This is a genomic window from Salmonella sp. SJTUF15570, from assembly GCF_043357055.1.
In the GTDB taxonomy this organism is placed as follows: Bacteria; Pseudomonadota; Gammaproteobacteria; order Enterobacterales; family Enterobacteriaceae; genus Salmonella; species Salmonella enterica.
This window is the reverse complement of the sequence record NZ_JBEUKJ010000003.1, coordinates 92564-105770: the sequence shown is the minus strand read 5'-3', so window position 1 is coordinate 105770 and position 13207 is coordinate 92564. Positions and strand designations below refer to the sequence as shown.

Genomic DNA, 13207 nt, shown 5'->3' with positions numbered 1-13207 from the left:
TGAGACGTGCGCTTCGTCACAGGCAGGATATCCTTATGGGCGACGGTTCTCGTATGTCCGTTTCCAGAATAGAGGCATTATGCCAGCCTGGCCGCTCATTTTTGAATCAATGATGTGGTGAATTTTATCAACGATATGCATTAATGGTTTAACCACAATGGCGTGAGCAGCGGGCGTAAAAATAGGCATGACTTAGTGTAATTCGTAGATATTACATGGGTTTTATGGATGGTGGACAGTATTGTTGGGCTTTTGTTTTAGGACTCAGCAATATGAATGAAGGGCGAACTCATATTTTAAATTTATTAATATGATGCGTTTTCGTTAGAATTGCTAATGTGCAAATTTAGTTAATTTAATTGTCTTGCTTCTGGTTTTATGAGTAACTATGCGATAGTGATTTCATGTTTTTGTGCTATGTGGATTGTAGCGCAATCAATGTTAGATATTTAAAAATAAAACAAGGATAATTAATCCACTTGGCCTATATTTCTTTGCGATCATTGTTAATAGTGTTTTTATTAATGGGGCAATGAAAAGTGGCGGCGTGGGTGCGGAGGAATTATGCTGCCAGGATGCTGCAAAAATGGACTTATTATCAGTAAAACCCCTCTTATACAGGAAGGCCTTAAAGGGGCTATAACAGGTAATTTCCCCGATTATAAACTGGCGTATTGTCGTACGATAGAAGAGCTAACGCTGCTACAGCTACGCCGAAGTAATTTAGTTATTGCTGATTTAGCAGTTAACAATGCCTCTCCCCGCGCTATCTGCGAATATTTTTATAGCTTAATCTCGCAATATCGCGACATACATTGGGTATTTCTGGTTCCTAAATCCTGCTATCCACATGCGGTTGATCTCCTGATGGGCCCCGTCAGCACCTTGCTTTCAGACGAAGAGCCAATCGAGAATCTTATTAGCGTTATCCATGCGGGAAACGCTCGCTCAGAAAGAATAAGTAAAACGTTATTATCGCCTCAGGTACCGTCTGAAATTCAGCAGGCCCACGACAGGCCGATTGTCCTTACGCTGTCTGAACGAAAAGTATTACGCCTTTTAGGAAAAGGGTGGGGCATTAACCAAATTGCGGCGTTACTTAAAAAAAGTAATAAAACAATTAGCGCCCAAAAAAATAGCGCCATGCGACGCTTATCAATACACAGTAATGCAGAGATGTATGCATGGATAAACAGTTCTCAGGGAGCCAGAGAATTGAACCTACCTTCGGTATATGGAGAAACCATGGAATGGAAAACAGAATCAGCAAGAGAAATGTTGCGCTCGTAGAAAAATGCGTGATGAGCACCATTGGTATTAAAGGGCTATTTGATGCAATGCCGGATTGCCGACATACGCTTCATATTTTTTCAAAACCATCCGCGTTTTATAAGTCTGCGCTAAAGACGCCGTTTTCTGCCGTTATTTTTTCTCTTTCTGCGTTAAGAACTGAACGCCGGACAGGATTATCCAGCCTGACGGAACTGGCGATAAATTATCCCCATATGCGGCGTCTGGTGATTGCCGATGATGATGCTGAAGCCCGCTTAATCAGCGCGCTATCCCCGCTGCCGCTGGATGGGGTCATCAGCAAAGCGTCGCCGTTGGATGTTTTACAGGATGCCTTATTTACATCGCTTAATAGCGCCCGACGGACAACGGAGCGTACAGACAACCTTTGGGAGCTTCACCAGAATTGTATGCTTAGTCCAACCGAGCGGGAGATTCTGCGTTTCATGTCGAACGGCTACTCAATGCCGCAAATTGCCGTCCAGTTAGAACGTAACATTAAGACTATCCGGGCGCATAAGTTTAATGTGATGTCCAAGCTGGGCGTGAGTTCTGATGCCGGGTTACTCGATGCGGCGGATATTCTGTTATATCTGCGCGCCGGAGATGCTACCGCGCTCCAGCATCGGGTATAGCCCGCGCCGGATGCGCCGTGCTTGTTCGGGGAATCCGGGTGTCAGGCACGTTATTGGCACACGTCTACCCAGGTCGCCGATGTCAGTTCAGCCATTCTTTCCGGCGTGATGCGTACCGCGCTGTGCGTGGCGCCTGCGGCAGGCAATACTTCGTTATACCCCTTCAGAGAGATGTCGCAATAAACGGGCAGCGGGTGCTCCAGCCCGAAAGGACATACGCCGCCGACAGGATGTCCGGTTGCATTGACCACTTCATCGCTGCTCAACATACGGGCTTTTGCGCCGAAAGTGGTTTTAAGCTTCTTATTATCCAGGCGGGCATCGCCTTTCGCGACCACCAGGATAATGGTGTCTTTTACTTTAAGCGAGAGCGTCTTAGCTATCTGCCCTGGCTCTACGTTGTGCGCTTTGGCTGCCAGTTCGACAGTCGCTGTACTTTGATTTAATTCGATAATTTCAATATCGGGAGCATGATCGGCCAGAAATTGCCGTACAGATTGCAGACTCATTCTTCTCTCCTGAGACCTTACCAATAGCCACGGTAGACCCAAAAATGGCAAAACGTAATTTGGCATACGGAGAGCGCCGCTGTAAATATAATAATGTGACAGGCCAGCAGCAGTAAGCCGTGACGATAACTGAAGGCAACGTAAAGCGGTTTACTTTAGCGTGCAGTCGCCGCACTGCTGTACGTCAGGTAAGCGGTAACGTTGGCAGCAGGTTCTGCGTACCAGAAGACCGTCGCGCATTACGACGGTCCGCCACAGCGGGTTATCCTGGCCGTCGGATAGCTGCTTTTCAAAAAAACAGCGCTGGCGTAGCGTTGCCAGCAGGGCTTCGCCAAGCAGCGGTTTCATCTCAGTCAGATACCAGTTGATTAAATAACCGGTATTGCTCCAGATAAGTTTCGCGTTGATGTCGCCAGTCGCCTCCAGCGCCTGAATGACCGGCTGTAGTGCGGAGACTACCAGCGTTTCCATTCGTTCTTCCGGGGAACGCCCCGTTGCCAGGTTATCCTGATGCACGTCAAGCCAGAAACACGCGGCGCGCCCGGTTTCATGAAATTCAACGTGAATATGTTCTGCCGAGACATTGATAGCGCGCGCTTGCGTCAGTAATGCCAGCATCAGCGGCGGCGTCATCAGCCCGATATACCATTGCGCCCATAGGGAGAGTAACGGCTTATTTTCACGTGGCAGGCCTGGCGTGTGCCGATAGATGTGATCGGAATAGGCGGCCAGCAATGAACGAAACGTCGCGGGGCGCGTCCACTGGGCAAGAGTCATCGCCGCTGGCGGCGGCGTTTCATCCAGCCGGATGAAGTCCAACAGGTGCTTACGGGTAGAGGCGATCGTCTCGCGTACTGCGTCCGCCAGCGAGGCGTCTTCCGGCTGGGGAGCGGCTCGCCAGATAATATCGTCAGCAATCGGTGCGGAACGGTAGGCCATAGCGCAGTTTAATGATGTTAATCTAAATGATAATGATTGCTAATCCTATCGATAGCGATAAACGATGGCAAGCGGTTTATGGTTAACGCTGTTGGCGTAGCACGATTACGTCAGCAGGATTCATAGGGCGCGCATGTCGTCGCTGACCAGAATGTGGTTACGTCCAAGATGCTTGGCTTCGTAGAGCGCTTTATCCGCTTTTTCGATAGCGTCTCCGATATTGCGATCCGTCAGGGGCGCAATGCCGATACTGACAGTGACATTGGTGGCGACGCTTTCGTTAAACATATGCGGGATTTTAAGATCGTATACTTCCTGTCGGATACGTTCTGCGGTAGCGCGGGCTTGCTGTGGTTCGGCGGTGGTCAGCAACACCAGAAATTCTTCCCCGCCAAAACGGCAGACGACATCGCGCGATCGCACGGCGTCCCGAATTGCCGCTGAGACGCGGATTAACGCCTGATCGCCCATCATATGACCGTAGTGATCGTTATACGCTTTGAAATGATCGATATCCAATAGCAGGACGTAGTGTTCATGGCTGCCCGGCGCCTGTAACGTATCCAGCCGATTTTGCAGGCCACGGCGGTTATATAAGCCGGTTAATGGATCAAGCATACTCAGGCCATTGAGGGTTTCCCGCTCGGCCAGCAGCTTAAACATGAGCTGTTGGGCAAAATTATCGTAGCGTTTCTGGATAACATGTTGAATAGCGATTCCCACCATTGGCAGGGCCAGCAAATAGAGAATTCGCAAACCTTGTTCATTACCGTTCAGCCACAGGCAGACCGCGACTGGCGGTAGCGAATAGAGCGTAAACGCGACGATATTCGCGGCAAAGGCTATCGAGCCGATAAACAGAACGCTAAGCAGGGAGATCAGTAAAAAAGAGAAATCATAATGGCCTAACGCCGGATACTTTAGCGCAATATGCGCCGCCCATATTCCCCCAAAGAGTAGGGAGATAAAGGGGAGGTTAATTCTTTTTTGTCCATATTTCCCATGCCATATCAACAGTAATACGCTCAGGACCACTATCCCGATCATTGGCGTGCAAAATACATTGATCTGATAAAGGGGGAAAACGAGAGTAAATAGCGCCGACACGGCGTTGAGAAACAAGAAAAGACGTAAAGAAAACTGATACTTCTTAATACGAAGCGACCGCCAGGATGGTGTTGTCATGGGTAATTGTCGTTATTTATCGGTGATATACACGGAATCGGGCGCCAACATGAAAATAACGTATGAGAAAAGGTCGCCTAAAGCGAGGTGTTGTTGTTTTTACGTTAACAGTCGGACAATTTATCACCTTACTGAATACGTGTCATCAACCGTTAAGTAAAACTCATCTCTTTAGCTTTCTCCCTGGCTGACAAATGAGAAAATATATCATATGATATTGGTTATCATTATCAATTCCAGAGGTGAAACCATGTTGCAGCGGACGTTAGGCAGCGGATGGGGCGTGTTATTGCCTGGAGTGATTATCGTTGGACTGGCGTTTATCGGCCTGTCAGCTTATGCGCTGAAGCTGTTGATTGTATCAGGATTGCTACTGTCTGCGCTGATGTTGTATCACAAACAATTACGGCATTTTGTACTGCTGCCATCGTGTATAGCGCTTATTGGCGGCATGATGTTGGCAATGATGAACTGGAATCAGGGATGAAAATGAAGAGGCAAAGGAAGGATAAGATAATTGGTGCGAGGGGGGGGACTTGAACCCCCACGTCCGTAAGGACACTAACACCTGAAGCTAGCGCGTCTACCAATTCCGCCACCTTCGCACAGTTATCTTACTTTTTGATATCGCCTCGTTGGTGCGAGGGGGGGGACTTGAACCCCCACGTCCGTAAGAACACTAACACCTGAAGCTAGCGCGTCTACCAATTCCGCCACCTTCGCCCAGTGCGAGCAATATCAACGTGGTTTTGGTGCGAGGGGGGGGGACTTGAACCCCCACGTCCGTAAGGACACTAACACCTGAAGCTAGCGCGTCTACCAATTCCGCCACCTTCGCATACCATCGATTCTTGAAAAGAATCACTACCACGGAGGCGCATTCTAGTGGTTTTCAGCTATTCGTCAATAGTTAATTGCATGGGACAGATTGATTGCTGCAAAAATGGGCGCGAGACGTAGGTTGGATAAGACGCCTGGCGTCGCCATCCGGCACATGCAACCAGATGGCGCTGCGCTTATCAGGCCAACTATTTCTTCGCCTGACGGGTCATCACGGTACGATAAACCTTAAAGCGCCCGGTTTGCGCGATGACTTCATGGAAGCCAAAGGTCTCATCCAGAATCTTAGGATAGGGCAGAAAGGCGTTCGCCACGATGCGTAACTCTCCGCCGCTGTTCAGATGGCGCACTGCGCCGCGAATGAGCGTTTGCGCCGCATCAAGGCTGGTTTGCATTCCGTCGTGGAACGGCGGGTTGGAGATGATCATGTCAAAACGTCCTTTGACTTCCGAAAAGACGTTGCTGGCGAATACCTCGCCTTCAAGACCATTAGCGGCAAGCGTGGCGCGGCTGGCTTCCACCGCCGGCGCGCTGACGTCACACAGCGTCAGGCGCACTTTCGGCGAATGGCTGGCCAGCGCGGCGGAAAGTACGCCAGCGCCGCAGCCGACATCCAACACTTTACCTTTGGTGTGCGGCGTCAGCGTAGACAGCAGCAGTTGGCTACCAACATCCAGTCCGTCGCGGCTGAATACGCCCGGCAACGTTTTGATGGTCAGCCCGTCGATATTGTACTCGGCCCACCAGGATTCAAGACTAAACTGCGGCTGCTTTTCCAGACGACCATGGTAAAGGCCGCAACGTCGCGCGCTATCTACTTTGTTCAGCGGCGCATAGTCCGCCAGCATCGGTTCGGCGCTACGCACGCCGCTGCGGTTTTCTCCCACGACGAAAACATCGCTGCCCACCGGCATCAGCGACAAAATATTCATCAACTGGAACTGCGCTTCGGGTTTATTTTTCGGCCAGTAGTAGATCAGCGTATCGCAGTCAGCGACATCGCTGGCTTGCGCGACCAGGCTAAAACGGACGTTATCGCCCATCTGGCGGCTTAACGCCTGCCAGTGGTGAAACTGTTGCGTATACGCGCGGCTGGCGGCGCATTCAAAGCGCGCGGGCAGGTCATCCTGCAAATCTCCGGCAAAAAGAATACGGCTTTGTTCGAAATCATCACTGTGGCGCAGCAAGACTTCACTTGCCGGGGTAAAAGCAGACATGGAATGCTCCTTAATTCAGACTGGCGGCGATTATAGTAGTTTGATGGCGGAGATTCGACAGATTTGCTATATTTGCGCCCCTGATTACAGGAGCGTTTCGCTATGACATCCCGACGAGACTGGCAGTTACAGCAACTGGGTATTACGCAGTGGGCGCTGCGACGTCCTGGCGCGCTACAGGGCGAGATTGCGATTTCCCTTCCCGCGCACGTTCGTCTGATCGTGGTTGCAGAGGAATTACCCGCGCTGAACGAGCCGCTAATGCGCGATATTTTACGCGCGTTGACCGTGAGTCCCGATCAGGTTTTACCCCTGGCGCCTGAGCGCGTCGCCATGCTGCCGCAGGGCAGCCGTTGTAATAGCTGGCGGTTAGGAACTGACGCGCCGCTCCAACTCGAAGGCGCTCAGGTCACGACGCCGGCGTTTAATGAACTCCGGGCAAACCCGGCGGCACGCGCCGCACTATGGCAACAAATCTGCGAACATGAACACGATTTCTATCCTCAGCACGACCGATCTCCCCGCAGCCTGGCAGATTGAGCAACGCGCTCATGCGTTTCCGTGGAGCGAAAAAACGTTTTTCGGCAACCTGGGTGAACGGTATCTCAACCTTAAGCTGACCGCTGATGACAGAATGGCCGCGTTTGCCATTACACAGGTGGTGCTGGACGAAGCGACGCTGTTCAATATTGCCGTCGATCCGGATTTTCAGCGTCGGGGGCTGGGGCGTATGCTGCTTGAGCATCTGATTGATGAACTGGAAAAACGCGGTGTTGTAACGCTATGGCTGGAGGTACGCGCCTCTAACGCTGCCGCCATCGCGCTGTATGAAAGTCTGGGGTTTAACGAGGCGACGATTCGCCGCAATTACTATCCCACGGCACAAGGGCATGAGGACGCCATCATCATGGCGTTACCGATAAGCATGTAATAAAAGAGGCAAGGTGTAATGATGAAGTGGGACTGGATTTTCTTTGATGCCGATGAAACGCTGTTTACGTTTGATTCTTTCACCGGCTTACAGCGGATGTTCCTTGACTATAGCGTCACCTTTACCGCTGAGGATTTCCAGGATTACCAGGCCGTGAATAAGCCGCTATGGGTGGATTATCAGAACGGCGCGATTACCTCATTACAATTGCAGCACGCGCGCTTTCAAAGTTGGGCTGAACGGCTAAACGTTGCGCCGGGGCTGCTGAATGACGCATTTATTAGTGCGATGGCGGAGATCTGTTCTCCTTTGCCGGGCGCCGTTTCGCTACTTAATGCGATTCGCGGGCAGGCTAAAATCGGTATTATTACTAACGGTTTTACCGCGCTACAACAAACTCGTCTGGAGCGCACCGGGCTGCGCGAGTATTTCGATCTGCTGGTGATTTCCGAGCAGGTTGGCGTCGCGAAGCCCGATCCGAAAATCTTTAACTACGCCCTGGAGCAGGCGGGGAATCCTGACCGCTCGCGCGTATTAATGGTTGGCGATACCGCGGAGTCCGATATTCTTGGCGGCATTAACGCCGGGCTGTCGACCTGCTGGCTTAACGCGCATCATCGCGAGCAGCCTGCGGGTATTCATCCAACCTGGACTGTGGCGTCATTAAGCGAACTGGAGCAGCTCCTGTGTAAACACTGATTGCCTCCCCCAGGTTGATGGGTAAAATAGCCGCATTTTTCGTATTCAACATGCGTGGTCAAACGCCGCGCTTACTCAAGAAGATTTGACTATGACGTTGTCTCCTTATTTGCAAGAGGTGGCCAAACGCCGCACTTTTGCCATTATTTCTCACCCGGACGCCGGTAAAACCACCATTACCGAAAAAGTGTTGCTGTTCGGACAGGCGATTCAGACCGCCGGTACGGTAAAAGGCCGTGGCTCCAGCCAACATGCAAAATCTGACTGGATGGAGATGGAAAAACAGCGTGGTATCTCCATCACGACCTCGGTGATGCAGTTCCCGTATCACGACTGTCTGGTGAACCTGCTGGACACCCCGGGGCACGAAGACTTCTCCGAAGATACCTACCGTACCCTGACGGCGGTGGACTGCTGCCTGATGGTGATCGACGCCGCAAAAGGCGTTGAAGACAGGACCCGTAAGCTGATGGAAGTTACCCGTCTGCGCGATACGCCGATCCTGACCTTTATGAACAAACTCGACCGTGACATCCGCGACCCGATGGAGCTGCTGGATGAAGTCGAGAACGAGCTGAAAATCGGCTGCGCGCCGATCACCTGGCCGATTGGCTGCGGCAAGCTGTTTAAGGGCGTTTATCACCTTTATAAAGATGAAACTTATCTGTATCAGACCGGTAAGGGCCACACCATTCAGGAAGTGCGCATCGTTAAAGGGCTGAATAACCCGGATCTGGACGCTGCCGTCGGTGAAGATCTGGCGCAGCAGCTGCGCGACGAGCTGGAACTGGTGCAGGGCGCGTCTAACGAGTTTGATGAAGAGCTGTTCCTGGCAGGGGAAATTACCCCGGTATTTTTCGGTACCGCGCTGGGTAACTTTGGCGTTGACCATATGCTGGATGGTTTAGTGGCGTGGGCGCCCGCGCCGATGCCGCGTCAAACCGATACCCGTACAGTGGAGGCCTCGGAAGAGAAATTCACCGGTTTTGTCTTTAAAATTCAGGCCAATATGGACCCGAAACACCGCGACCGCGTGGCGTTTATGCGCGTGGTTTCCGGTAAGTATGAGAAGGGCATGAAGCTACGCCAGGTCCGTACCGGCAAAGATGTGGTGATTTCCGACGCGTTAACTTTTATGGCGGGCGACCGTTCGCACGTTGAAGAAGCGTACCCGGGCGATATTTTGGGTCTGCATAACCACGGCACCATTCAGATCGGCGATACCTTCACCCAGGGCGAGATGATGAAGTTTACCGGTATCCCGAACTTTGCGCCGGAACTGTTCCGTCGTATTCGCCTGAAAGATCCGCTCAAGCAGAAACAGCTACTGAAAGGGCTGGTGCAGCTTTCTGAAGAGGGGGCGGTGCAGGTATTCCGTCCCATCTCCAACAACGATCTGATTGTCGGCGCCGTGGGCGTTCTGCAGTTTGACGTTGTTGTCGCGCGCCTGAAAAGCGAATACAACGTTGAGGCGATTTATGAATCCGTCAACGTGGCGACGGCGCGTTGGGTGGAAAGCACCGATGCGAAGAAATTCGAAGAGTTTAAGCGTAAGAATGAAACGCAGCTGGCGCTGGATGGCGGCGACAACCTCACCTATATCGCCCCCACGATGGTTAACCTGAACCTGACCCAGGAACGTTACCCTGACGTTCAGTTCCGTAAAACGCGCGAACACTGATCCCTTTCCGGGCGCGGCATCTGCCGCGCCTTCGTACTTTCCCTGCCTTTTTAACCGCTTACGGAATGTTCTTAAATCCCGCGTTTTTTCTCCGATCTGCCTGTTTTTTATACGCACCGACAAGCGATTTTAAAATTGTGATCTATATTTAACAAAGTGATGACATAAATGTCGGCTTTAATGCCTGTTCAATGCGTGAATATGAGAGCTTAAAGCTGAGATTTGTTTCAGTCACGATATTAATAACTGAAACGGAAGGGTGGCAGGCGACGCGTCGTTACAAATTCACGAATGTGATGCCAGTCATTGACTTCAGAAACCGGTGAGTTTCACCGCATTCAGCAATGCAACCTCGTGTTGCCTGAGCTCAAATTACGAGCAAACTATACAGGACAAAATCGATGACTATGACAAGACTGAAGATTTCTAAAACTCTGCTGGCCGTAATGTTGACCTCTGCTGTTGCGACAGGTTCTGCCTTTGCAGAAAACGCAACAACGGACAAGGCGCAAAGCGGAACCGAAACCGCAGGGCAAAAAGTCGATAGCTCTATGAATAAAGTCGGTAACTTCATGGATGACAGCGCTATCACTGCGAAAGTCAAAGCTGCGCTGGTAGACCATGACAATATTAAAAGCACCGATATTTCTGTCGAAACCAATCAGAAAGTCGTCACCCTGAGCGGCTTTGTAGAAAGCCAGGCGCAGGCTGAAGCCGCCGTGAAAGTGGCGAAAGGCGTAGAAGGCGTGACCTCCGTTAGCGACAAACTTCACGTTCGCGACAATAAAGAAGGTTCCGTGAAAGGTTATGCCGGCGATACGGCCACGACCAGTGAAGTCAAAGCCAAGTTGCTGGCGGACGATCTCGTCCCTTCCCGTAAAGTGAAAGTGGAAACGACCGATGGCGTCGTACAGCTCTCCGGTACCGTTGAAACTCAGGAACAAAGCGACCGCGCTGAAAGCATCGCGAAAGCCGTTGATGGCGTAAAAAGTGTTAAAAACGATCTGAAAGTTCAGTAATTCGTCGTAATTCGTCCTCCCGACGTTTGTCGGGAGGCGTAATGTGCACCACACTAAAAATATCGCGAATGAGTAGCCTGAGCGCTCATATTTAGCGGTCGACATTAACTATGGTAAAGGAGAGGCTTATGTTTCGTTGGGGCATTATATTTCTGGTTATCGCGTTAATTGCCGCCGCATTGGGTTTTGGTGGACTGGCTGGTACGGCTGCCGGCGCGGCGAAAATCGTCTTCGTCGTCGGGATCGTGCTCTTCCTGGTCAGCCTGTTCATGGGCCGTAAACGACCCTAGCAGGCATCTGTAAAGATATATTGCTATCAAGCCAGTCCAGCGGACTGGCTTTTACGGTTTTAGCCGTTAACGTTTTGCGTTACCTTGTCAGCCTGGAAAAAAATGAAAAACAGGAAGGCAGAGGTGGGCCAGCGAATACCGGTTACGCTCGGCAATATTGCGCCGTTATCATTAACACCGTTCCGGCCAGGCCGTATGGCGCTGGTCTGTGAGGGCGGGGGGCAGCGGGGTATCTTTACCGCAGGCGTGCTGGATGAGTTTATGCGTGCGCAGTTTAATCCTTTCCATCTCTACTTCGGCACATCAGCCGGTGCGCAAAATCTCTCGGCGTATCTCTGCAACCAGCCCGGCTACGGGCGTAAAGTCATTATGCGCTATACCACCAGGCGCGAATTTTTTGATCCGCTGCGATTTGTACGCGGAGGAAACCTTATCGACCTCGACTGGCTGGTGGAATCCACCGCCGCCCGGATGCCGCTGCAAATGGATACCGCAGCGCGCCTGTTTGACAGCGGAAAATCCTTTTATATGTGCGCCTGCCGGGGGGATGATTACACGCCGGGCTATTTCTCGCCGACAAAACAAAACTGGCTTGATATCATTCGCGCCTCCAGCGCCATACCGGGTTTCTACCGTACCGGCGTTACGTTAGAGGGCATCAACTATCTGGACGGTGGCATTAGCGACGCCATTCCGGTTCAGGAGGCGGCAAAGCGGGGGGCGAAAACCATTGTGGTGATCCGCACCGTACCCTCGCAAATGTATTACACGCCGCAGTGGTTTAAGCGTATGGAGCGCTGGCTGGGAGAGAGCAGTCTACAGCCGTTGGTCAACCTGGTGCAGCATCATGAAACGTCCTACAGCGCGATCCAACAATTTATTGAAAAGCCGCCGGGTAAGCTGCGGATCATTGAAATTTATCCGCCGAAACCGCTGCACAGCATGGCGCTGGGCAGCCGTATCCCGGCGCTGCGTGAGGATTACAAAACCGGGCGATTATGCGGGCGTTATTTCCTTGCCACCGTTGGTAAATTGCTCGCCGCAACGCCGCCTCTCTTGCGCCATTCGTCGCGGATTGCCGTGCCGGAAACGGTGGTCGTGCCTCCGGCGCCGGTGGCCAATGATACGCATGTGGCGGAGGTCATTAGCGCGCCGCAGGCAAACGACACCACATTTACCGACGAGGATCTGGCGTGAGCTGGCGCTTTATCGATACGCATTGCCATTTTGATTTCCCGCCCTTTACGGGCGATGAGCGTGCCAGTATTCAGCGTGCCTGTGAGGCGGGCGTTGAAAAAATCATCGTGCCGGCGACCGAGGCGGCTCACTTTCCCCGCGTGCTGGCGCTGGCGGCGCGTTTCCCGTCGCTTTATGCTGCGCTGGGATTACACCCCATTGTGATTGAGCGTCATGCCGATGACGATCCTGATAAGCTGCAACAAGCGCTGGCGCAACAACAGAACGTCGTGGCGGTAGGCGAGATCGGGCTCGATCTTTATCGCGACGATCCGCAGTTTGCCAGGCAAGAGCGATTTTTAGACGCGCAACTGCAACTGGCAAAACGCTACGATCTGCCGGTGATCCTGCACTCGCGGCGCACGCATGACAAACTGGCGATGCACTTAAAGCGCCAGGATCTGCCGCTAACCGGTGTGGTGCATGGTTTTGCCGGCAGTCTGCAACAGGCCGAACGCTTTGTGCGACTGGGCTATAAAATCGGCGTCGGCGGCACCATCACCTACCCGCGCGCCAGTAAAACCCGTGATGTTATGGCGCGGTTGCCGCTGGACGCGCTGTTGCTGGAGACCGATGCGCCGGATATGCCGCTAAAGGGGTTTCAGGGGCAGCCGAACCGCCCGGAGCAGGCGGCGCGCGTATTTGATGCGCTCTGCGAATTACGTCCGGAGCCTGCAGAGGTGATAGCCGATACGCTGTATCGCAATACCATTACCTTGTTTCGGCTCTGAGGGCA

General features: G+C 52.2%; 15 protein-coding genes and 3 tRNA genes. 11 read left to right on the top strand and 7 right to left on the bottom strand.

All coding sequences use genetic code 11. The features are described from left to right. The first annotated feature begins 564 nt into the window (after positions 1 to 564). Together ABVN44_RS06855 and bglJ are read left to right on the top strand one after the other, a co-directional pair. Complete coding sequence (locus ABVN44_RS06855) at positions 565 to 1290, top strand: response regulator transcription factor (protein WP_000936652.1); 726 nt, start codon at positions 565 to 567, stop codon at positions 1288 to 1290. After that, entirely contained in the window at positions 1251 to 1925 is a 675-nt protein-coding gene (gene bglJ / locus ABVN44_RS06850) for a DNA-binding transcriptional activator BglJ (RefSeq protein WP_000431551.1), read from the top strand. Before ABVN44_RS06855 ends, bglJ begins: the two co-directional genes overlap by 40 nt. A gap of 50 nt (positions 1926 to 1975) precedes the next feature. On the opposite strand, the gene ABVN44_RS06845 is transcribed toward bglJ, so the two are convergent. The 3 genes from ABVN44_RS06845 to ABVN44_RS06835 all read right to left on the bottom strand — a co-directional run bounded on the left by ABVN44_RS06845 (position 1976) and on the right by ABVN44_RS06835 (position 4558). Beyond that, complete coding sequence (locus ABVN44_RS06845) at positions 1976 to 2434, bottom strand: YbaK/EbsC family protein (RefSeq protein ID WP_000058276.1); 459 nt, start codon at positions 2432 to 2434, stop codon at positions 1976 to 1978. Positions 2435 to 2584: 150 nt separating this feature from the next. Next, complete coding sequence (gene fhuF / locus ABVN44_RS06840) at positions 2585 to 3373, bottom strand: siderophore-iron reductase FhuF (RefSeq protein ID WP_001525831.1); 789 nt, start codon at positions 3371 to 3373, stop codon at positions 2585 to 2587. Positions 3374 to 3493: 120 nt separating this feature from the next. Continuing rightward, positions 3494 to 4558 (bottom strand): GGDEF domain-containing protein, encoded by a 1065-nt coding sequence (locus ABVN44_RS06835; protein WP_000211207.1) that lies wholly within the window; start codon positions 4556 to 4558, stop codon positions 3494 to 3496. Positions 4559 to 4808: 250 nt separating this feature from the next. Between ABVN44_RS06835 and ABVN44_RS06830 the strand changes: the two genes are divergently transcribed. Further along, complete coding sequence (locus tag ABVN44_RS06830; protein WP_000941878.1) at positions 4809 to 5045, top strand: DUF1435 domain-containing protein; 237 nt, start codon at positions 4809 to 4811, stop codon at positions 5043 to 5045. Positions 5046 to 5076: 31 nt separating this feature from the next. On the opposite strand, the gene ABVN44_RS06825 is transcribed toward ABVN44_RS06830, so the two are convergent. The 4 genes from ABVN44_RS06825 to rsmC all read right to left on the bottom strand — a co-directional run bounded on the left by ABVN44_RS06825 (position 5077) and on the right by rsmC (position 6615). Further along, positions 5077 to 5163 (bottom strand) — tRNA-Leu (locus tag ABVN44_RS06825). Positions 5164 to 5194: 31 nt separating this feature from the next. Further along, positions 5195 to 5281: transfer RNA gene (locus ABVN44_RS06820), tRNA-Leu, on the bottom strand. Between the two features lie 27 nt (positions 5282 to 5308). After that, positions 5309 to 5396 (bottom strand) — tRNA-Leu (locus ABVN44_RS06815). A gap of 190 nt (positions 5397 to 5586) precedes the next feature. Beyond that, positions 5587 to 6615: a 16S rRNA (guanine(1207)-N(2))-methyltransferase RsmC gene (gene rsmC / locus ABVN44_RS06810; protein WP_001272293.1), complete on the bottom strand. Its 1029-nt coding sequence runs from the start codon at positions 6613 to 6615 to the stop codon at positions 5587 to 5589. Between the two features lie 102 nt (positions 6616 to 6717). Here rsmC and ABVN44_RS06805 point away from each other — a divergent pair, with 102 nt between their 5' ends. From ABVN44_RS06805 to ABVN44_RS06770, 8 genes are all read left to right on the top strand, one after another. Then, the gene (locus ABVN44_RS06805) at positions 6718 to 7155 is read left to right on the top strand and encodes a DNA polymerase III subunit psi (RefSeq protein ID WP_000203996.1); all 438 of its coding nucleotides are present in this window, start codon (positions 6718 to 6720) and stop codon (positions 7153 to 7155) included. Then, positions 7100 to 7546: a ribosomal protein S18-alanine N-acetyltransferase gene (gene rimI / locus ABVN44_RS06800; protein WP_001092431.1), complete on the top strand. Its 447-nt coding sequence runs from the start codon at positions 7100 to 7102 to the stop codon at positions 7544 to 7546. Before ABVN44_RS06805 ends, rimI begins: the two co-directional genes overlap by 56 nt. A gap of 21 nt (positions 7547 to 7567) precedes the next feature. Beyond that, positions 7568 to 8245: a pyrimidine 5'-nucleotidase gene (yjjG, locus tag ABVN44_RS06795; RefSeq protein WP_000870686.1), complete on the top strand. Its 678-nt coding sequence runs from the start codon at positions 7568 to 7570 to the stop codon at positions 8243 to 8245. A 91-nt stretch (positions 8246 to 8336) separates the two neighbouring features. Next, complete coding sequence (prfC, locus tag ABVN44_RS06790; RefSeq protein WP_000175966.1) at positions 8337 to 9926, top strand: peptide chain release factor 3; 1590 nt, start codon at positions 8337 to 8339, stop codon at positions 9924 to 9926. 401 nt (positions 9927 to 10327) lie between these two features. Beyond that, positions 10328 to 10945, top strand: a complete 618-nt coding sequence (gene osmY / locus ABVN44_RS06785) for a molecular chaperone OsmY (protein WP_000178963.1) — start codon at positions 10328 to 10330, stop codon at positions 10943 to 10945. Positions 10946 to 11073: 128 nt separating this feature from the next. Continuing rightward, positions 11074 to 11235, top strand: a complete 162-nt coding sequence (locus tag ABVN44_RS06780) for a DUF1328 domain-containing protein (protein ID WP_000490276.1) — start codon at positions 11074 to 11076, stop codon at positions 11233 to 11235. Between the two features lie 123 nt (positions 11236 to 11358). Then, a complete protein-coding gene (locus tag ABVN44_RS06775; protein ID WP_023219087.1) occupies positions 11359 to 12432 on the top strand; it encodes a patatin family protein in 1074 nt (357 codons plus the stop codon). Continuing rightward, the gene (locus ABVN44_RS06770) at positions 12429 to 13202 is read left to right on the top strand and encodes a metal-dependent hydrolase (RefSeq protein ID WP_023232170.1); all 774 of its coding nucleotides are present in this window, start codon (positions 12429 to 12431) and stop codon (positions 13200 to 13202) included. The genes ABVN44_RS06775 and ABVN44_RS06770 overlap by 4 nt, the downstream gene beginning before the upstream one ends. Positions 13203 to 13207: the final 5 nt, after the last annotated feature.

Excerpts from the sequence above, each read along its gene's own strand:
- fhuF (WP_001525831.1), bottom strand. The coding sequence starts at position 3,373 with ATGGCCTACCGTTCCGCACCGATTGCTGACGATATTATCTGGCGAGCC.
- ABVN44_RS06780 (WP_000490276.1), top strand. The coding sequence starts at position 11,074 with ATGTTTCGTTGGGGCATTATATTTCTGGTTATCGCGTTAATTGCCGCC.
- rimI (WP_001092431.1), top strand. The coding sequence starts at position 7,100 with ATGAACACGATTTCTATCCTCAGCACGACCGATCTCCCCGCAGCCTGG.
- ABVN44_RS06830 (WP_000941878.1), top strand. The coding sequence starts at position 4,809 with ATGTTGCAGCGGACGTTAGGCAGCGGATGGGGCGTGTTATTGCCTGGA.
- yjjG (WP_000870686.1), top strand. The coding sequence starts at position 7,568 with ATGAAGTGGGACTGGATTTTCTTTGATGCCGATGAAACGCTGTTTACG.
- ABVN44_RS06805 (WP_000203996.1), top strand. The coding sequence starts at position 6,718 with ATGACATCCCGACGAGACTGGCAGTTACAGCAACTGGGTATTACGCAG.
- prfC (WP_000175966.1), top strand. The coding sequence starts at position 8,337 with ATGACGTTGTCTCCTTATTTGCAAGAGGTGGCCAAACGCCGCACTTTT.
- ABVN44_RS06845 (WP_000058276.1), bottom strand. The coding sequence starts at position 2,434 with ATGAGTCTGCAATCTGTACGGCAATTTCTGGCCGATCATGCTCCCGAT.
- ABVN44_RS06835 (WP_000211207.1), bottom strand. The coding sequence starts at position 4,558 with ATGACAACACCATCCTGGCGGTCGCTTCGTATTAAGAAGTATCAGTTT.
- osmY (WP_000178963.1), top strand. The coding sequence starts at position 10,328 with ATGACTATGACAAGACTGAAGATTTCTAAAACTCTGCTGGCCGTAATG.
- bglJ (WP_000431551.1), top strand. The coding sequence starts at position 1,251 with ATGGAAAACAGAATCAGCAAGAGAAATGTTGCGCTCGTAGAAAAATGC.
- rsmC (WP_001272293.1), bottom strand. The coding sequence starts at position 6,615 with ATGTCTGCTTTTACCCCGGCAAGTGAAGTCTTGCTGCGCCACAGTGAT.
- ABVN44_RS06855 (WP_000936652.1), top strand. The coding sequence starts at position 565 with ATGCTGCCAGGATGCTGCAAAAATGGACTTATTATCAGTAAAACCCCT.